Annotated in this window: 17 protein-coding genes; 12 read left to right on the plus strand and 5 right to left on the minus strand. The window is 69.1% G+C overall.

Translation table 11 applies throughout. The annotated features are described in order from the left end of the window. Positions 1-2: 2 nt before the first annotated feature. Positions 3-464 (minus strand): bacteriohemerythrin, encoded by a 462-nt coding sequence (locus tag E6C76_RS11640; protein WP_136348413.1) that lies wholly within the window; start codon positions 462-464, stop codon positions 3-5. Between the two features lie 143 nt (positions 465-607). Between E6C76_RS11640 and E6C76_RS11645 the strand changes: the two genes are divergently transcribed. Continuing rightward, entirely contained in the window at positions 608-934 is a 327-nt protein-coding gene (locus tag E6C76_RS11645) for a helix-turn-helix domain-containing protein (protein ID WP_136348414.1), read from the plus strand. Positions 935-1,084: 150 nt separating this feature from the next. Here the strand turns inward: E6C76_RS11645 and E6C76_RS11650 are convergent, their stop codons facing one another. Together E6C76_RS11650 and E6C76_RS11655 are read right to left on the minus strand one after the other, a co-directional pair. Beyond that, positions 1,085-1,645 (minus strand): hypothetical protein, encoded by a 561-nt coding sequence (locus E6C76_RS11650; protein ID WP_136348415.1) that lies wholly within the window; start codon positions 1,643-1,645, stop codon positions 1,085-1,087. Between the two features lie 214 nt (positions 1,646-1,859). Beyond that, on the minus strand, positions 1,860-2,288 hold the full coding sequence (locus E6C76_RS11655; RefSeq protein ID WP_136348416.1) for a TOBE domain-containing protein: 429 nt from the start codon (positions 2,286-2,288) through the stop codon (positions 1,860-1,862). Between the two features lie 214 nt (positions 2,289-2,502). Here E6C76_RS11655 and modD point away from each other — a divergent pair, with 214 nt between their 5' ends. Genes modD through modB (E6C76_RS11675) form a run of 4 tightly spaced genes read left to right on the plus strand, consistent with a single transcriptional unit; the run spans position 2,503 to position 5,247 of the window. Then, positions 2,503-3,360, plus strand: a complete 858-nt coding sequence (modD, locus tag E6C76_RS11660) for a ModD protein (protein ID WP_136348417.1) — start codon at positions 2,503-2,505, stop codon at positions 3,358-3,360. Further along, the gene (locus E6C76_RS11665) at positions 3,353-3,745 is read left to right on the plus strand and encodes a hypothetical protein (RefSeq protein WP_136348418.1); all 393 of its coding nucleotides are present in this window, start codon (positions 3,353-3,355) and stop codon (positions 3,743-3,745) included. The genes modD and E6C76_RS11665 overlap by 8 nt, the downstream gene beginning before the upstream one ends. Positions 3,746-3,794: 49 nt before the next feature. After that, positions 3,795-4,550: a molybdate ABC transporter substrate-binding protein gene (modA, locus tag E6C76_RS11670; RefSeq protein WP_136348419.1), complete on the plus strand. Its 756-nt coding sequence runs from the start codon at positions 3,795-3,797 to the stop codon at positions 4,548-4,550. A gap of 4 nt (positions 4,551-4,554) precedes the next feature. Then, complete coding sequence (gene modB, locus E6C76_RS11675) at positions 4,555-5,247, plus strand: molybdate ABC transporter permease subunit (RefSeq protein ID WP_136348420.1); 693 nt, start codon at positions 4,555-4,557, stop codon at positions 5,245-5,247. Here modB (E6C76_RS11675) and E6C76_RS11680 read toward each other — a convergent pair. Continuing rightward, positions 5,188-6,141: an ATP-binding cassette domain-containing protein gene (locus E6C76_RS11680; RefSeq protein ID WP_230976249.1), complete on the minus strand. Its 954-nt coding sequence runs from the start codon at positions 6,139-6,141 to the stop codon at positions 5,188-5,190. The genes modB (E6C76_RS11675) and E6C76_RS11680 overlap by 60 nt on opposite strands. Positions 6,142-6,384: 243 nt before the next feature. Between E6C76_RS11680 and E6C76_RS11685 the strand changes: the two genes are divergently transcribed. From E6C76_RS11685 to E6C76_RS11715, 7 genes are all read left to right on the plus strand, one after another. Continuing rightward, positions 6,385-7,206, plus strand: coding sequence for a TOBE domain-containing protein (locus E6C76_RS11685; RefSeq protein WP_136348422.1), 822 nt, complete (start codon positions 6,385-6,387; stop codon positions 7,204-7,206). A gap of 37 nt (positions 7,207-7,243) precedes the next feature. Then, the gene (gene modA, locus E6C76_RS11690) at positions 7,244-8,005 is read left to right on the plus strand and encodes a molybdate ABC transporter substrate-binding protein (RefSeq protein ID WP_136348423.1); all 762 of its coding nucleotides are present in this window, start codon (positions 7,244-7,246) and stop codon (positions 8,003-8,005) included. A 9-nt stretch (positions 8,006-8,014) separates the two neighbouring features. Beyond that, a complete protein-coding gene (modB, locus tag E6C76_RS11695) occupies positions 8,015-8,704 on the plus strand; it encodes a molybdate ABC transporter permease subunit (RefSeq protein WP_136348424.1) in 690 nt (229 codons plus the stop codon). Then, positions 8,701-9,768 carry a molybdenum ABC transporter ATP-binding protein gene (gene modC / locus E6C76_RS11700; protein WP_136348425.1) on the plus strand — a complete coding sequence of 356 codons (1,068 nt, stop codon included), beginning with the start codon at positions 8,701-8,703 and terminating at the stop codon, positions 9,766-9,768. The genes modB (E6C76_RS11695) and modC overlap by 4 nt, the downstream gene beginning before the upstream one ends. 179 nt (positions 9,769-9,947) lie before the next feature. Further along, complete coding sequence (locus tag E6C76_RS11705) at positions 9,948-11,279, plus strand: ABC transporter substrate-binding protein (protein WP_136348426.1); 1,332 nt, start codon at positions 9,948-9,950, stop codon at positions 11,277-11,279. Next, positions 11,276-12,628 carry a di-heme oxidoreductase family protein gene (locus tag E6C76_RS11710; RefSeq protein ID WP_136348427.1) on the plus strand — a complete coding sequence of 451 codons (1,353 nt, stop codon included), beginning with the start codon at positions 11,276-11,278 and terminating at the stop codon, positions 12,626-12,628. Before E6C76_RS11705 ends, E6C76_RS11710 begins: the two co-directional genes overlap by 4 nt. Positions 12,629-12,701: 73 nt before the next feature. Then, complete coding sequence (locus E6C76_RS11715) at positions 12,702-14,534, plus strand: DUF4153 domain-containing protein (protein ID WP_136348428.1); 1,833 nt, start codon at positions 12,702-12,704, stop codon at positions 14,532-14,534. A 6-nt stretch (positions 14,535-14,540) separates the two neighbouring features. Here E6C76_RS11715 and E6C76_RS11720 read toward each other — a convergent pair whose 3' ends face one another. After that, positions 14,541-16,583, minus strand: a complete 2,043-nt coding sequence (locus E6C76_RS11720) for a TonB-dependent receptor plug domain-containing protein (protein WP_136348429.1) — start codon at positions 16,581-16,583, stop codon at positions 14,541-14,543. Between the last annotated feature and the right edge of the window lie 236 nt (positions 16,584-16,819).

Here is a 16,819-nt window from a genome sequence, read left to right on the forward strand (position 1 = left end):
GTTCAGCGGAACAGGCGGGTGAGCGAACGGGCGAGCCAGCCTTCCTTGGCGTCGTCCCCGGCCGCGTTCTGCATTTCTTCCGGCTTCAACAAACTGACGTAGTCGGCGTCTTCATGCCGGATGTGGCTGATCAGCCAGGTGCTCAGGAGCCTGTGGATGTCGCCGGCGACGTCCTCACCGGCGCGGAAGCGCTGCAGATATTCATTCACCCGGCGCACGAAAAGTTCGTGCACCCGCTTGTGTGCCTTGACGAAAGGGTAGCCGGCTTCCTCCATCAGGCTTTCCTCGAAGATGAAATGCGACAGCGTGTAGTCGACCAGTTCGTCGAGCACCTTGCCGACCGCGGTGCGATCCAGGGTCTGCTGCGCGCCTTCCAGCCGGTTGATGTAATCGACGATGCGCCGGTGTTGCTGGTCGATGACGGCGATCCCGGTGTCGAGATCGATGGTCCAGGCAATGGCCATGCGTGCTTCTCCATATCTCACCGCAAATGGATGGCGGGCTCATGTCGCTCGCCTTTTCGCGGTTTCCTTTCAGGAGATATGTATATTCAATTCGTATTAATATACCATTTTGGGATAAATGGCATGGCGAGCCAGACTGGCGAATGCCCAGTGCCCTGCATCGTTCCCAATATCGAATCCTGCGCTCGCTGCTCGTATGCACCAGGGAGCAGGCCGGGCTCACCCAGCAGGATGTCGCCCGGGCCCTGGGCAAGCCGCAAAGCTTCGTGTCCAAGTACGAAAGGGGGGAACGGCGCCTGGATGTGACGGAATTCGTCGAGGTTGCGTTCGTTCTCGGCGTCGACCCCGGGGAACTGATCACGGCGTACCGCAATCGCCTCGAAGGCGCCAACCAGCTGTTCGGCATTGGTGCGGACGGGGAGGTCCGCCAGCAGTCCGCCGGGAGCCGCGGCAGGACACGGCGCCGATAGGATGGCGCTGTCGGGTCCGGAGCGCTGCCGAACAAGGAAAACCCCCGCAAGCGGGGGGCGCCGATAGTTCAAGGCCGTGCAGCGCACGGCCTTGAACTGCGCCTGTCGAGAGAAGGACGGCAGGCAGCCGGACTTTCCGCTATGCCGCGCTCAGACCGGGCCGCGCCCGCCGTGCTTCACTTCGATGGTGCTGGCCAGCGCGGTTTCCAGGCTGACTTCCTCGCCCCTGGGCTTGTAGTCCTTCAGCGCGCTACAGACGGTGGCCACCTTCTCGCCGGCGGACTGGCCCTTCAGGTCGCCCTTTTCCAGGCGCAGTTCTTCGAGCAGTTCGTTCCACACCATGCCGTCCTCGAGCGGCAGCAGGCAGGCCTTCACGCCCGGCAGGGAGAGTCGCAGCGGCTTGCCGATGTTGTTCACGAAGAACACGGCGTGCATGTCGGCTGCGAAGTCGGCGCTGTAGCGCTCGATGAACAGCGGCAGCTTGGCGACGTCGTCGAGCAGGCCGGCGGCGAACACCAGCTTGTCGGCGCTGCCCAGCAGCACGGCCTGGCGGACGCTGGCGGTGGGCGGCTTGCGGCGGCCGGAGGCGTCGGCCACTTCGCCCTCGGTCAGTACCAGATCGCCCCGGTAGGCGCTCAGGCCGGGGCCGGCGGCCTCGGTGAAGTTGGAATTGAACAGCAGGCCTTGTTCCTCGTAGCGCTTGAGCGGCATGTCGCGTCCTCGCATGGTGGATGAAATGCCCGGCTACAGCAGGAAGCGCGCCAGCCGCGCCGCTGGCGCGCGGATGCGGCGCGATGCCGCGCCATTCAAGACGCTGCGCTGCGGAGGGACGAAAGGAAGCCGCCCCGTGGGCGGGGCGGCTGTCCGACAGATTGTCGGGTTTGCGACGTCGTCCGAGGCTGCCTGCGCGCGTCCGGACAGGCGCTCAGGCCGGCACGCCGAGCACCACGTGTGAGGCCTTGATGACCGCCGTGGCGGGTACGCCCGGCTTCAGCCCGAGTTCCTTGACCGCATCGCGGGTGATCACCGCCATGACCTCGGTGCCGCCGGGCAGGGCGATGGCGACTTCCGCGTTGACCGCGCCGATCTCGACGCTCTTGACCGTGCCGACCAGGTTGTTGCGCGCGGACAGCTTCACGCCGCTGGTGTCGGTGAGCACGATCACCCAGGGCGCCTTGACCAGCGCGATGACCTCGCTGCCGACGGCCAGGCCGAGATCGTCCAGACTGGCCATGGTGACCACGGCCACCAGATGGTCGCCGCCGCCCAGGTCGATATCCACTTCGGCGTTCACCGTGCCCGGGTGGGTGGCGGCGACCGTGCCGCGGAAAACATTGCGGGCGCTGACCTTCATCGTGTGCTCCTCGTTGTCGCGTGTCGTGTCGGGTAGTCGACGCGTTGTGTTGTTGCCTACATATAATGTCGGCCACGCGTCGTGCGGCGATGCGTGGATTCTAGTGGCGAGCGTTGTGACATCTCAACCATAGCGCGGCATCCGGCGCGCGCAGAGTGGGCACGAAAATCGCTATATAAGCACATAAATAAAAATGGACGCACGAGGAGGTGCGATGAACGATTGCGTGTTGTCCGACGAGGCCCTGCTGCGGCTGCTCGCCGAGGATGTCCCGGCGGGCGACCTGACCACCGCCACCCTGGGCATCGGCGGCGCACCGGCACGGCTGGAGTTCCGCGCGCGGCGCGCAATGCAGGTGTGCGCCACCGAAGAGGCGCGCCGGCTGTTCGAACTGGGCGGCGCGTCGCGCTGCCTGGTGTTTTCCCCTTCCGGCACCTGGGCGGAGGCCGACACCCTGCTGCTGTGGGCGGAAGGCCCGGCCGGCGCGCTGCACCGGGTGTGGAAGAGCGCGCAGAACCTGGTGGAATGGGCGAGCGGGGTGGCCGGCGCGGCGGCCGCGCTGACCAAGGCGGCGTGGCCGCTGCCGGTGGCCTGTACGCGCAAGAACGTGCCCGGCACCAAGAGCCTGTCGATCAAGGCGATCCGCGCGGGCGGGGCCATCGTGCACCGGCTCGGCCTGTCCGAAACGCTGCTGGTGTTCGCCGAGCACCGGCTGTTTCTCGACATGCCGCCCGCGGACACGATCAACGCCCTGCGCCAGCGGCAGCCGGAAAAGCGCGTGGTGGTCGAGGTCGGGGAAATCGAGGAGGCAATGACCTGGGCCGTGGCCGGGGCGGAGATCCTGCAGCTGGAGCGTTTTCCGCCGGCCGCGGTGACCGCCCTGCGCGCCCGGCTCGCCGAGGCGGGGCTGAAGCCGCTGCTGGTGGCCACCGGCGGGGTGACCGCCGCCAATGCGATGAACTATGCGGCGGCCGGCGCCGACCTGATCGCCAGCTCCGCGCCTTACAGCGCACCACCGGCCGACGTGGCCACGCGTTTCGTGCGCACCGCCCAGGGAGAACAGCATGGATGAATGGCTGGCCCGCTCCACCACCCGCCCGCAGGGCGTGCCCTGGCGCCGCGAGCCGCGCTGGGCCGACGGCCTGCCGGCCGCCTGGCGTGAGCAGGTGGTGGCGCCGCTGGATTTCGAGGTGCATCGCGACGTCGAGTTGTCGGCCCGCCGGGTGTTCGGCCGCGATGCCGACGGGCGCAAGTGCTATTACGCGCATGCCTGGATGATGACCGCGCCGTGTACCGACGACGACGAGGAGTTCTATCTGCAGCCCACCGCCGGAGAATCGGTGACCGCCTGGCTGCTGCGCGACGAGCGCTGGCTGGTGCGCAAGGTGGTGATCGGCAACGACGGCTGCGCGCCGTCACAGCCCTTCTACGTGTTCAGCGAGTCGATGCCGCGCTGAGGCCGGCATACCGATGACCGTCCATCCCCCATACCGGAGTAAACCCATCATGCGAGTCTTTTCTTCCCGTGTCCTGAATGCCGTCCGCCATCATCTGCTGTGCTGCGCCCTGCTGTGCGCGGCCGGCCCGGCGCTGGCGCAGGAGGCGCTGCTGGTCGCCGCCGGCGCCGGCTATCGCCGTCCGGTGACCGAGCTGGCGCAGGATTTCGAGCGCCGCAGCGGCGTGAAGGTGGAACAGCTGTACGGCCACATGGGGCAGATCCTCGGCCAGGTGGCGCAGGGCGGCAAGGTGGCGGTGGTGTTCGGCGACCGCGCCTTCCTGGAAAACGCCCCGAATGTGCAGTTCGCGCGCTACCTGCCGGCCGGCGCCGGGCGCCTGGTGGTGGCCTGGCCCAGGGAGAAGACGCTGGCCTCTGTGGACGATCTGGCCGGTGCGGGGGTGGGCCGCGTGGCGCTGCCCGACCCGGTGCACGCGGTGTACGGCAAGGCGGCCATCCAGTTCCTCGAGCGCAGCGGCCTGCGCGCGCGCATCGGCGAGCGTCTGGTGCCGGTGTCCACGGTGCCGCAGGTGTCCTCCTACCTGGTCAGCGGCGACGTGGATGCGGGCTTCATCAACCTGACCGACGCGCTGGGCATCGCCGAGCGCATCGGCGGCTACCTGGAAATCGACCAGAAGCTGTACGACCCGGTGGACATCGTCATCGGCGTGGTCGGCGGGCAGGAGCACAACGCCGCCGTGCAGGCGCTGGCCACCTACCTGGGTTCTTCCGAGGCGCGCGCCATCCTGTCCCGCCACGGCCTGTGAGGCCATGCTCGACACGCTGAACGCCATGCCGGCGGTGCTGGCCGAGGCGGACGTGCGCCACGCCCTCGCGCTGACCGCGCGGGTGGCAGCGGCCACCCTCGTCCTGCACCTGCTTGCCGCCCTGGCGCTGGGTGCCGCGCTCGCCCGCCCGGCCTGGCCGGGGCGCGGGGTGCTGGATGCCCTGGTCACCCTGCCGCTGGTGTTCCCGCCCATCGCCACCGGCTTCGCGCTGCTGTTGCTGTTCGGCCGGCGCGGGCCGCTGGGCGGCTGGCTGGAAGGCTTCGGCGTGGAGATCATCTTTTCCTTCTGGGGTGTGCTGATCGCCTCCTTCATCGCCGGCCTGCCGCTGGTGGTCAAGCCGGTGCAGGCGGCGCTGGAAGCGGCCTCGGCGCGTTTGTCGGAGGCCGCGCGCACGCTGGGCAAGAACGAGCTGCAGATCTTCTTCCGCGTGCTGCTGCCCAACGTGCGCGGCGCGCTGGCCGCCGGGCTGGTGCTCGGCCTGGGGCGTTCGCTGGGCGAGGTGGGCATCACCCTGATGCTGGGCGGCAACGTCATGGGGCGCACCAACACGGTGTCGCTGGAAATCTACAACGCGGTGAGCGGCGGGGATTTCCAGCGCGCGGCGGTGCTCTCGCTGCTACTCGGCGCGTTCACCCTGCTGCTGTTCTGGGGGCTGCGCCGGCTGGGCGCGGTGTAGCGCGCCGGGGCCGACCGGGCGCGCGGTCCACCGCTCGGCGGTCAGCGTGACCACGCTGCCCGGCGCCAGCACGGCACCGCCGGCGGCGCGTGCGAGCAGGGCGCGGCCGTCCGCGTCGATGCGGTACAGCACTCCGTCCGGACCGTCTTCCACGGCCAGCACACGCCCGCCCAGGGTGAGTGCCTCGCCGCGCCCGCCGTACAGCTCGGCGGGCGGAGCGTCGGCGACGATGCGCCCGCCTTCGAGCAGAATCGCGCGCCCCGCCAGGCGGACCGCCTCGCCCGGATCGTGGGTGACCAGGATGGTGGTCAGCCCGTACTGGCGGCGCAGGGCGATCAGTTCGTCCTGCAGGCTGCGGCGCAGCCCGGCGTCGAGCGCGGAGAGCGGTTCGTCGAGCAGCAGCAGTTCCGGTTCGGCGGCGATGGCGCGCGCCAGCGCCAGGCGCTGCTGCTGGCCGCCGGAGAGTTCCGCCGGGCGGCGCGCGGCCAGTGCCGACAGGCCCACGGTTTCCAGCAGGCGGTCGGCCAGTTGCGCGGGGCTGTCGCGGCGCTGGGCGAAGCGCACGTTGCCGCGCACGCTCATGTGCGGGAACAGGGCGTAATCCTGGAACACGTAGCCGATGCGCCGCTTGCGCGTGGGCAGAGAGAAGCCGCGCGGGTGGTCGAGCCAACAGCGCCCGAAGGCATGGATGTGGCCGCCATCGGCGGCCGCCAGGCCGGCGAGCAGGCGCAGCAGGGTGGTCTTGCCGGCGCCCGAGGCGCCCAGCACCGCCAGGCAGTCGCCGCGCCGCAACTGGAGCGCGGCGCGCAGTTCGAAGGCGCCGCGGGCGGTGCCGATGCGCTTGTGCACATCGAAGGAGAACAGGTCCGGCTGGGGGGGGCTGGATTTGGTCATGGCGGGTTTTCCGGGAGATGGCCGGGCCATTGCAAACGCCATGCCGCGCGTTCTGCCCGCGCGGCCGGGCGGTGCGCGGCTGCCGGCTGTCGCGATGGTGACACGTTGTAGTGTTGACTACATATATTTGTTCGAGCATCTTCCGTCTGTCACCCATGCTTTTCCGCGGAAGTCCGGCCGGTTTCGGACGGCAGCCGTGGCATGGTTTTCGCTATATACAAGCAAATATACCTAGGAACAAACATGACTCCGCAATGCCCCGAACGTCTGATGGGCCGTTTGTCGATCGACGCGCCGGCCGGCAGCACGTTGTCCGACACCCGGGTGCGGCTGCTGGAGGCCATCGACCGGCTCGGCTCGATCAACCAGGCCGCCAAGGCGGTGCCGCTGTCCTACAAGGCCGCCTGGGACGCGGTGGACACCATGAACAACCTGTCGCCCGAACCGCTGGTGGTACGCGTGACCGGCGGCCGCCAGGGCGGCGGCACGCTGCTCACCGACTACGGCCGGCGCATGGTGGCGATGTACCGCGCGCTGGAGATCGAGACCCAGGCCGCGCTGGAGCGCGTGGCCGCGCGCCTGGCCGACGACGGCCCGCAGAGCGTGGAGGATTTCCGCCGCCTGATGCACCGCATGTCCATGAAGACCAGCGCGCGCAACCAGTTTTCCGGCCCCATCGTGGCGCTGCGCGACGGCGAGGTCGATTACGAGGTGCGCCTGCGGCTGGACAAGAACACCGAGATCGTCGCGGTGATCACCAAGGCCAGCGCGGAGAACCTCGCCCTGGCCATCGGCAAGGAAGTGTTCGCCATGGTCAAGTCCTCGTCGGTGCTGATCTCGGTCGACGACGCCATCCGCCTCACCGCGCGCAACCAGCTGTGGGGCGAGATCAGCGCCGTCCACGAAGGCTCGGTGAACGATGAAGTGACCCTGTTGCTGCCTTCGGGCAAGAACGTCACCGCCGTGGTCACCCACGGCAGTTGCGAGGCGCTCGGGCTGGCTCCCGGCAAGCGTGCGTGCGCCGTCTTCAAGTCGTCCAGCGTGATCCTGGCGACCTACGACTGACTGTTTTCCCCCTCTCATCCGAAATACGGAGTCCGCGATGAAATTCCTTTCCCGCACCCTCGTCGTCCTCACCGCCGCCGCGCTGCCGGCCCTGGCTTCCGCCGCCGAGATCAAGGTCGCCGTGGCGGCCAACTTCCACGGCACGCTGCAGAAACTGGCACCGCAGTACGCCGCCGCCAGTGGTAACACGCTGACGCTGAGCTCGGGCTCTTCCGGCCAGTTCTACACCCAGATCACCAACGGCGCGCCGTTCGACGTATTCCTGTCCGCCGACGCCGAGCGTCCGGCAAAGCTCGAACAAGAGGGCTACGCCGTGGAAGGCACGCGCTTCATCTACGCCATCGGCGTGCCGGTGCTGTGGAGCGCCACGCCGGGCGTGGTCGACAGCGAAGGCAAGGTGCTCACCGAGAACAAGTTCAAGCACATCGCCATCGCCGAACCGCGCAACGCGCCCTACGGCGCCGCCGCGCAGGAAGTGCTGACCAAGCTGGGCGTGTGGGATGCGCTGGAGTCCGGCGGCAAGGTCGCCAAGGGCAACAGCATCGGCCAGACCCACAGCCAGGTCGCCACCGGCGCCGCCGAGCTCGGCTTCGTCGCGCTGGCGCAGGTCAAGACGCCGGAAGGCATTCCGGGCTCCCACTGGATTCCGCCGTCCGACCTGTACACCCCGATCGCCCAGGCCGCCGTGGTGCTCAAGCGTGCCGACGACGTGGAAGCCGCCAAGCACTTCCTGAACTGGCTGCGCAACGATCCGGTGTCCCGCAAGGCCATCGAAGACGCCGGCTACGGCCTGGAGTAAGAGCGCGGCATGCAGTTGTCCGCTCAAGACCTGACGGCACTGTGGATTACCTTCAAGCTGGCGGCGGTAGGGACCTCGATCCTGATCGTGATCTGTACCCCGCTGGCCTGGTGGCTGGCACGCACCCAATGGCGCGGCAAGATCTTCATCGAAGCGATGGTCTCGCTGCCGCTGGTGCTGCCCCCCACGGTGCTGGGCTTTTACCTGCTGCTGCTGCTCGGCCCGCGTGGGCCGATCGGCGGTTTCTTCGAGGACATCGGCGTGGGCCATCTGGCCTTCACCTTCACCGGCCTGGTGATCGGCTCGATGCTCTACTCCCTGCCCTTCGTTGTGCAGCCCCTGCAGAACGCCTTCGCGGCCACCGGACAGCGCGTCATGGAGGCCGCCGCCACGCTGCGCGCCTCGCCGCTCGACCGCTTTCTGACGGTGTCGCTGCCGCTGGCGCGGCGCGGCTTCCTGACCGCGGCGGTGCTGTCCTTCGCCCATACGCTGGGTGAATTCGGCGTCATTATCATGATCGGCGGCAACATCCCGGGGCGCACCCAGGTGGCCTCCATCGCCATCTTCAACCACGTGGAAGCGCTCGACTTCGAGGCGGCCCACGCGCTCGCGGCGATCCTCGTGGTGCTGGCCTTCTCGATGCTGTTCGCGGTGTATGCGATCAACCGCCGCTTCAAGGTGGTGGGGGTGGGGCAATGAGCATCGAGGCACGTTTCCGCTTCGACCGCGGCGATTTCGTCCTCGATGTGGACCTGTCGCTGCCCGCGCGCGGGGTCACCGCGCTGTTCGGCCGCTCCGGTTCCGGCAAGACCACGCTGCTACGCTGCGTGGCAGGGCTGGAACGCGCGCCCGGCCGCCTGGTGGTCGATGGCGCGGTGTGGCAGGACGAACATGCCTTCCTGCCCACCCACAAGCGTCCGCTCGGCTATGTGTTCCAGGAAGCCAGCCTGTTCCCCCACCTCAAGGCGGCCGCCAACATGCGTTACGGCATGCGCCGCACGCCGGAGGCGGAGCGCCGCGTGGGCTGGGACGAGGTGGTGGACCTGCTGGGCATCGGCCACCTGCTCGACCGCTACCCGGACGCCTTGTCCGGCGGCGAGCGCCAGCGTGTGTCCCTGGCGCGCGCGCTGCTCACCAGCCCGCGCCTGCTGCTGATGGACGAACCGCTGTCGGCGCTCGACCATGCGCGCAAGCAGGAAATCCTGCCGTATCTGGAGCGCCTGCACGACGAACTGGACATCCCGGTGCTCTACGTCAGCCATTCGCCCGACGAGGTCGCGCGCCTCGCCGACCATGTGGTGCTGATGGAGAACGGCCGCGCGGTGGCCAGCGGCGGCCTGCAGGACACCCTGGCCCGCCTCGACCTGCCCACCGCGCTGGCCGAGGACGCCGGGGTGGTGGTGGCCGCCACCGTGGGCGCGCACGACGCGCAGTACAACCTGACCCGGCTGGATTTCTCCGGCGGCAGCGTGTTCGTCGCCGAACGTCCGCAGGCGCTCGGCGAGCGCCTGCGCTTCCGCGTGCATGCGCGCGACGTCAGTCTGGCGCGTGAGCGGGTGGAAGGCACCAGCATCACCAATCTGCTGCCGGCCACGGTGGTGGAGGTGGGCGCGGCGGATAACCCGGCGCACGTGCTGGTGCGCCTGGACGCGGAGGGCACTTCGCTGTTGGCGCGCATCACCCGGCGTTCGCTCGACCAGTTGGGCGTCGAGCCGGGGCTGCGCATGTGGGCGCAGATCAAGGCGGTCGCGCTGCTGGGCTGAAAAAGGGGATGGAAGCCGGGATGAAACCGAACCTAGTGTCGCGACACCCATCGGATGTCGTAGGCTGTGCGCAGCCATCGGATCGCGGCGCAAGGCGCAGGCCGCCGCCCGGACTGGACGTCCGGGCAAGGGCTGCAACGCCGCGAGGCGATTCGAGGGCAAGCACGGACCGGCGTCCGATGGGTGTCGCGACGCCGGACGTTCTGCCCGGCCGCCGCCGGGTGCTCGCGGCGCTGGGCGGCGGCGCCCTGCTGTGCGGACTGGCGCCGCTGGCGAGGGCGCAGGCCGCGCCTTCCCCGGTGGTGGTGCTGACCAGCTATCCGGAAGAGATGATGAGCCGCTTCGAGGCGGCCTTCGAACGCGCCCATCCGCAGTATCGCCTGCAGTTGCGCTGGCGGCGGCCCAGCGACGCGCTGACTGATCTGCTCAAACCCGGGCAGGACGGCGTCGACGTCTATTGGGCGGCGTCTCCGCGTACCTTCGAACGCCTGAAGGAGACGAAGGCCCTGCAGACCCTCGGCATCGACCTGTCCGGCCTGCCCGCCAAGCTGGGCGGCACGCGCATTTCGGACGTCGACGGGTTGTTCGTGGCCACCGAACTGGCCGGCTATGGCTATGTTTATGCCCCCGCCGAACTGGCGCGCCTGGGGGTGCCGGTGCCGCAGGACTGGCGCGATCTGGCCGATCCCCGGCTGGCCGGGCGCATCGCCCTGCCCGACCCCTCGCGCGTCGGCTTCGCGCCGGTGCTGGTCGATATCGTCCTGCAGGCCTACGGCTGGGAGGCCGGCTGGGCGCTGTGGAGCGAGATCGCCGGGCTGAGCACGCTGATCCGCAGCGGCGGCGGGCGGGTGGCCGAGGAAGTGGGGCCGGGGCGCGCGGCGATCGGCCTGTCCATCGACTTCTTCGTCGCGGCCGCGATCGCCGGTGGCGCGCCGCTGCGTTTCGCCTATCCGCTGCACGGTGGCATCAACCCGGCGCACGTCGCGCTGACCGCCGGCGCGCCGAATCCGGCCGGCGGGCGGGCGTTCGCCGCTTTCCTGCTGTCCGAGGAAGGGCAGCGCCTGCTGGCGGCGGAGGACATCCGCAAGCTCCCCGTGCGCCCGAGCGTGTACGCCACGCTGCCGGCCGGCTACCACGACCCCTTCGCCGCGGCGGCGGCCGGCGGCTATGCCTATGACAATGAAGCCGGGCGCGCGCGCCTGACCCTGGTGGCCACCCTGTTCGCGCAGATGTTCATCCAGGGCGAGCAGGGCCACGAGCGCTACGTGGCGCTGTGGTCGCGCATCCATGCGGCCGAGCGCGCGGGACGCGACCTGCGCCAGATCCGCGCCTTGCTCGGCACCCCGCCGCTGTCCGAGCGCGCAGCGGCGGACCCGGCGCTGCTCGCGCTGTTCCGCGAGCGCTTCGAAGGGGAGAGCGCGGAACTGGAGCGCATCGAGGTGGGCTGGCAGTGGGAAGCGGTGAAAGCCTGGGGCGAGGCCGAACGGCGCCTCGCCGCGCTGGGCGCATGAGGCGTGCCGCATTCCTGGCCGGGGCCGGCCTGTGCCTGCTGCCCTGGCTGGCCTTGCCCGTGGCGGCCGATGAGGCCCATCTGGTCCGGGACGCCAGCCGCGAAGCGTATTCGCTGCCCTTCGCCGGCCTGGGTGAATACGAGCTGGAGCGCTTCCGGCGCGGCCGGGGCCTGTTCCGCCAGGCCTGGGAGGTGGCGCCCGCGCGGGATGAGGATTCCGATGGCCTGGGGCCGCTGTACAACCGCCTGACCTGTGCCGGCTGTCACCCCGGCAACGGGCGCGGGCGGGCGCCGCAGGGGCCGGACGAGCGCATGCAGTCGATGCTGGTGCGCCTGTCGGTGGAGGGGCGCGACCCGCATGGCGGCCCGTTGCCGCATCCGGTCTACGGCGAGCAGTTCAACGAAGAGGCGATTCCCGGCGTGCCCGGCGAAGGGCGCGCGGCGGTCGAATGGACCTACAGCGAAGTGGTGCTTGCCGACGGCGAGCGCGTCGAACTGCGCCGTCCCCGGCTGGTGTTCAAGGAACTCGGCTACGGCCCGCTGGGCCGTTTCATGCACTCCATGCGGGTGGGGCCGCCGGTGTTCGGGCTCGGCCTGCTGGAAGCGGTGCCGCAGGCCACGCTGGAAGCACTGGCCGCCGAGGCCAAGCCGGACGGCGTGCGCGGCCGCGTCAACCGGGTCTGGTCGGTCGAGCGCGGCGAAACCGTGGCGGGGCGTTTCGGCCTCAAGGCCAACGCCCCCGACCTGCGCCAGCAGATCGCCTCGGCGATGCTGGGTGACCTGGGCATCACCACCACGCTGTTTCCGGCGCAGAACTGCACCCCGGCGCAGACCGCCTGCCGCGCGGCGCCCGACGGCGGGCAGCCCGAACTGATGAATGCGCAGCTCGGCGATCTGGAGTTCTACTTCGCCCATCTCGCCGTGCCGGCGCGGCGCGATGCCGATGCGCCGCAGGTACGCCAGGGCGAGGCACTGTTCGGCGCGCTGGGCTGTGCGCTGTGCCACCGCCCGGCACTGACGACCGGGGCGCACGAGCGCTTCCCCCGCCTGTCCAAGCGTCGCATCGAACCCTATACCGACCTGCTGGTGCACGACATGGGCGAGGGGCTGGCCGACGGCCGGCCGGACTACCTGGCCGGCGGGCGCGAATGGCGCACGCCGCCGCTGTGGGGCCTGGGCCTGCTCGAACGGGTCAATGGCCACGGGGAACTGCTGCATGACGGCCGCGCGCGCAATGTGCTGGAAGCCGTCCTGTGGCACGGCGGCGAGGCGCAGGCCGCGCGCGACCGGGTGATCCGTCTGCCGCGCGCCGAGCGCGAGGCCCTGCTGGCCTTCCTGCGTTCGCTGTGAACGCCGGCCGGGTTTGCCCGGTCGTGGCGTTCGATGCGATCATCATCGGTCTTCGCCCTGTAGCGGACCCGCCATGACGATCGCTTCTTCCCCGGCCTCCTTGCCGGATGCCGCCTCCCCGTTGCCGCGCGACGTGCGCGCCTTCATCGTGCTGCTCGCCGTGCTGCAGGGCGGTTTGCTGTATCTCGCCGATACCGGCCTGCGCAACGGCTGGTGGCCGTTCTCCGAATTGGGCGGCAGGGTGTGCTGGTACACCCTGGTGCTCGCCGTGCCGACGCTGATGAGCTTGTCGGTGGCGCGCCTGGGCGACCGCCGTTTCTGGCTGCAGGCGGCCGTGGTGGCGGGGCTTTTCCTGCTGCTCGCGGCCTGGGCGGCGTGGAGCGCCAGCGGCGCGCCCGGCCTGCGCAGCGCGCAAGTGCTTGGCCCCTTCGGCATCACCGTCGGCATCGGCTTGTTCGTCGCCCTGCCCTGGCTGCAGTGCCGGCTGATGCACGGAAGCTGGCGCGCACCTTATGCGGAACTGGTCGAACACGCCTGGCAGAACGCCCTCACGCTGCTGCTCGCGGCGATGTTCACCGGCATCTGCTGGGCGGTGCTGCATCTGTGGGCGGCCCTGTTCGAACTGGTGAATATCGACCTGTTCCGTCGCATCCTGCGCGAGCGGCCGGTCATCTATCTGGCCACCGGCATCATGGTCGGGCTGGGCATCCTGATCGGCCGTACCCAGCATCGTCCGGTGCAGGTGGCCCGGCTCATCCTGTTCGCGGTCTTCAAGGGGCTGCTGCCCCTGCTCGCCTTCATCGCCCTGCTGTTCGTCGCGGTGCTGCCGTTCACCGGGCTGGAGCCGCTGTGGCGCACGCGCTCGGCGGCCAGCATCCTGATCTGCCTGCTCGCCCTGCTGGTGCTGTTCGTCAATGCGGTCTATCAGGATGGCCAAGGCGGGCGGCCCTATCCGCCGCTGCTGCGGCGCCTGGTCGAGGGCGGGCTGCTGGCGCTGCCGGTATTCGCCGTGCTGGCCTTGTATGCGCTGTGGCTGCGCGTGGCGCAGTACGGCTGGACCACGGACCGCTTCTGGGCGGTGCTGATCGCCCTGGTGCTGAGCGGCCATGCCTTCGGCTATGCCTGGGCGGTGCTGCGCGGGCGGAGCGAAGGCTGGCTGGCGCCCGTGGCCGGGGTCAACAAGGCCTTGTCATGGGGGGTGATCGTCCTCGCGGTGCTGGTCAATTCGCCGCTGCTCGATCCGCTGCGCCTGGCCGCTGCCAGCCAGTCCGAACGCCTGCGGGCGGGGACGGCCGAGCAGCAGGAGCGCGACTACCTGCGCGACCTGGAAGTGCTGCGTTTCGACCTCGGCCGGCAGGGCTATCGGGCCGCCGAGGCGCTGCGCGACCAGCCGCCGTTTGCCGGCGATGCCCATCGCCTGGCCGTGCTCGAACGCGTTCTGCAACGCCGGGTGCGCTATGAAGGCGCCCGCTCGGCGGTGGATCTGGCGGACAGCGCGGTGAAGGACGTTGCCGAAGCGCGCGCACTGATCCGCCTTGCCGAGAACGCGGCGCAGGCGGACGAGGCCTGGCTGGAAGCCTTGCTGAATACCGACCACCAGCCCGCTCTCGCTTGTCTGCAGGCCGACAGCCGCTGCGTGCTGCTGACGCCGGATCTCGATGGCGACGGCGATGCCGAGCATCTGCTGTGCGACACCGGCCGCAACCGTGTCGTGCAGTGCAGTCTGTGGGCGCGTGCGGGGGCGGCCTGGCAACTGGCCGGGCGCGCGCAATGGCATGGCGATACGGCGGAAGTGACGGCGGCGCTGGAGGCCGGAAGCCTGGACGTGCAGCGCCGCCGCTGGCCGGATCTCGAAGCGGCCGGCCGGGGCGCGCGGCTGGATGAGCTGCCGCGGCGCCCCCGGTGAACCCCTTCAGAACTGATAGCGCGTGGACAGCAGGAAGGCGCGCCCGGCCTGCGGGTAGCCGATGGCCACCGCGTAGTCCTTGTCGAGCAGGTTGCGCCCGGCCAGCGAGACGTCCCAGTCGTCGCTGAGCCGGTATTCCAGCTTCAGGTTCAGCAAGGTGTAGCGGTCGCTGCGCGCGAAACCGCCGCCCAGCGCGGTGGGCACCGAAGACCAGCGGGCGCTGGCGTACTCCACCGAGGGGATGGCGGTGAAGCGCCCGGTCGGCTTCCACTTGCCGTACAGGAAGGCCTGGTGGCGCGGGGTGGTGGTCAGGCGCAGGGCGCGGTTGTTGGGATCGTGCAGTTCGGCATCGGTATAGGTGTAGTTGCCGCCGAGCTCCAGCGTGTTGCCGACCAGTGCGGTGATGGCCAGTTCGATGCCCTTGAAGGTGGCCTTGCCGACGTTCTGGTTCTGGTTTTCGTTGTTCTCGATGATGCCGTTGCCGTTCAGATCCACCGGAACGGACTGGATCAGATCCTTGACCTTGCTGTGGAACAGCGCGGCGCTGCCGCGCACGCCGGGTGCCAGGCTGTCCTCGATGCCCAGTTCGAGGTTGAGCGCCTCCTCGGGGTCGAGATAGGGATTGGAAGAGGCATTGCCGAAGCGGCTGCTGAAGCGTTCGAACACGGTGGGGAAGCGGGTGCGCTGCGAGGCGGAGAAGTGCGCCTTGCCGCCTTCGCGGTAGCGCCAGATGGCCGCGCCCTGGTAGTTCCAGGCGTCGTTGTTGGCCACGCGGTGCTCGAACAGCGTGTTGTTGGCGAAATCCTCGGCCTTCTTCGTCTTGCGGCGGTCGCGGCTGATGCCGGCCACCAGATCGAAATCCGGCGTCAGCTGCCAGGTGTCTTCCAGCGCCAGGGACCACACGGATTCGATGTTCTCGTGCTTCGGTTCGCTGACCCCGGTGTGCCGGGTGATTTCCCACTCGGTGTGCTGGTCGCGGCGGTAATGCAGCGCGCCCTTCAGGGTGTGACCGTCGAACTGGCGGGTGCCCAGTTCGATGCTGCCGCCGTAGGCCTCGTCGTCGTAGTTGCTGCGGAAGCTCTGGCCGTTGTTCAGGTTGTTGCGCACCAGCGCGTTGTCGAAGGTGTTGTAGTACAGCCGGGTCTTCACATAGCTCTTGCTGCCCAGTTCGGTGTGCGACAGCCAGTACAGGCTGGAGGTGTCCCACATCGGCCATTCCCACCACCAGGAATCCGTGTCGACGGTGGACGCGGACTGGGTTTTCTCGCCGCTCTGCTTGACGAAACTGAGCGAATACTCGTCGGTGGCATTGGGCGTGAAACCGACCTTCAGACTGGTGCGCCAGTCGCGCTTGGCGCTGTTGTCGCGCTTGCCGCCGTCTTCCAGGCTGGTCGGCTTGAAATCGCCGGACAGGCGCCACTGGTCGATGTCGCGCTGCTGGGCGCTGGCCTGCCAGTACCACTGCTCCTGCTTGCCGCCGAGGTTGGCGTAGGCCGTATAGCCGTCGTACTGCCCCTTGCGCCCCAGGTTGGCGGTGGCGCGCACTTCGGCCTCGAAGGGCTTGACCGGCTTGCGCGTCACCAAGTTGATCGCTCCGCCCATGCCGTCCGGCCCGTTGAGCACCGACACATAGCCCTTGGAAACCTGGATTTCCGCCAGATCCGGGGTCAGGAAACGGTCGAAGTCGATGCGGTTGTCGGCGGGCAGGTACAGGCGGATGCCGTCCATCATCAGCGGTACGCGCCAGCCGCTGAAGCCGCGCACGCTGATCTCCGCTTCGTTGCGCCGGCCGCTGCCGGGGGTGGTGATCACCCCGGGCATGATGTCGAGCGCCTCGGTCAGGCCGTCGCGGCTGAAGTCCCACAACTGATCGCGGTCCAGCGTCGCGGCGCCCAGCGGCGTGCCGGTGTCGTGCTGGCCGGTGACGGTGATCTGCCCGAGGGTGAACACCCGGTCGGTGTCGGCGGCGGAAGCGCCCGGTGGCTGGAGTGCGGCACAGAGCGCGATCGCCAGGGTGTGGCGGCGCAAGGGTTTGCGGAAGATTCTCATTGGATTCTCCAGGATTCGTGGGGATGAAACGCCCGGGGGCGATTCCCTGGAGCAATATATATACCAAAGTAAATAATAAAAACATGGGTGCTGTTGCCGTCCGCCGCTGCTGTTCATCCATGTTTGTCCCGTAATTCGGGATTTCTGCATGTTTCGTTATTTACATGAGTGAATAAATTGTGGGAAAAACGACAGGGCGCACGGCCGCTCTTCGGGCGTCGTGGCCGCGGGATGCG

It is taken from the genome of Pseudothauera nasutitermitis (assembly GCF_004801295.1).
Classification (GTDB): Bacteria; Pseudomonadota; Gammaproteobacteria; order Burkholderiales; family Rhodocyclaceae; genus Pseudothauera; species Pseudothauera nasutitermitis.

Coding starts and splice junctions, on each gene's coding strand:
- E6C76_RS11640 (WP_136348413.1), bottom strand. CDS start 464: ATGGCCATTGCCTGGACCATCGATCTCGACACCGGGATCGCCGTCATC.
- modC (WP_136348425.1), top strand. CDS start 8,701: ATGAGCATCGAGGCACGTTTCCGCTTCGACCGCGGCGATTTCGTCCTC.
- E6C76_RS11650 (WP_136348415.1), bottom strand. CDS start 1,645: ATGCCGCTCAAGCGCTACGAGGAACAAGGCCTGCTGTTCAATTCCAAC.
- modB (WP_136348420.1), top strand. CDS start 4,555: ATGCTCGACACGCTGAACGCCATGCCGGCGGTGCTGGCCGAGGCGGAC.
- E6C76_RS11680 (WP_230976249.1), bottom strand. CDS start 6,141: ATGACCAAATCCAGCCCCCCCCAGCCGGACCTGTTCTCCTTCGATGTG.
- modB (WP_136348424.1), top strand. CDS start 8,015: ATGCAGTTGTCCGCTCAAGACCTGACGGCACTGTGGATTACCTTCAAG.
- E6C76_RS11720 (WP_136348429.1), bottom strand. CDS start 16,583: ATGAGAATCTTCCGCAAACCCTTGCGCCGCCACACCCTGGCGATCGCG.
- E6C76_RS11715 (WP_136348428.1), top strand. CDS start 12,702: ATGACGATCGCTTCTTCCCCGGCCTCCTTGCCGGATGCCGCCTCCCCG.
- E6C76_RS11645 (WP_136348414.1), top strand. CDS start 608: ATGCCCAGTGCCCTGCATCGTTCCCAATATCGAATCCTGCGCTCGCTG.
- modA (WP_136348423.1), top strand. CDS start 7,244: ATGAAATTCCTTTCCCGCACCCTCGTCGTCCTCACCGCCGCCGCGCTG.
- E6C76_RS11710 (WP_136348427.1), top strand. CDS start 11,276: ATGAGGCGTGCCGCATTCCTGGCCGGGGCCGGCCTGTGCCTGCTGCCC.
- modD (WP_136348417.1), top strand. CDS start 2,503: ATGAACGATTGCGTGTTGTCCGACGAGGCCCTGCTGCGGCTGCTCGCC.
- E6C76_RS11665 (WP_136348418.1), top strand. CDS start 3,353: ATGGATGAATGGCTGGCCCGCTCCACCACCCGCCCGCAGGGCGTGCCC.
- E6C76_RS11685 (WP_136348422.1), top strand. CDS start 6,385: ATGACTCCGCAATGCCCCGAACGTCTGATGGGCCGTTTGTCGATCGAC.
- E6C76_RS11655 (WP_136348416.1), bottom strand. CDS start 2,288: ATGAAGGTCAGCGCCCGCAATGTTTTCCGCGGCACGGTCGCCGCCACC.
- modA (WP_136348419.1), top strand. CDS start 3,795: ATGCGAGTCTTTTCTTCCCGTGTCCTGAATGCCGTCCGCCATCATCTG.
- E6C76_RS11705 (WP_136348426.1), top strand. CDS start 9,948: ATGGGTGTCGCGACGCCGGACGTTCTGCCCGGCCGCCGCCGGGTGCTC.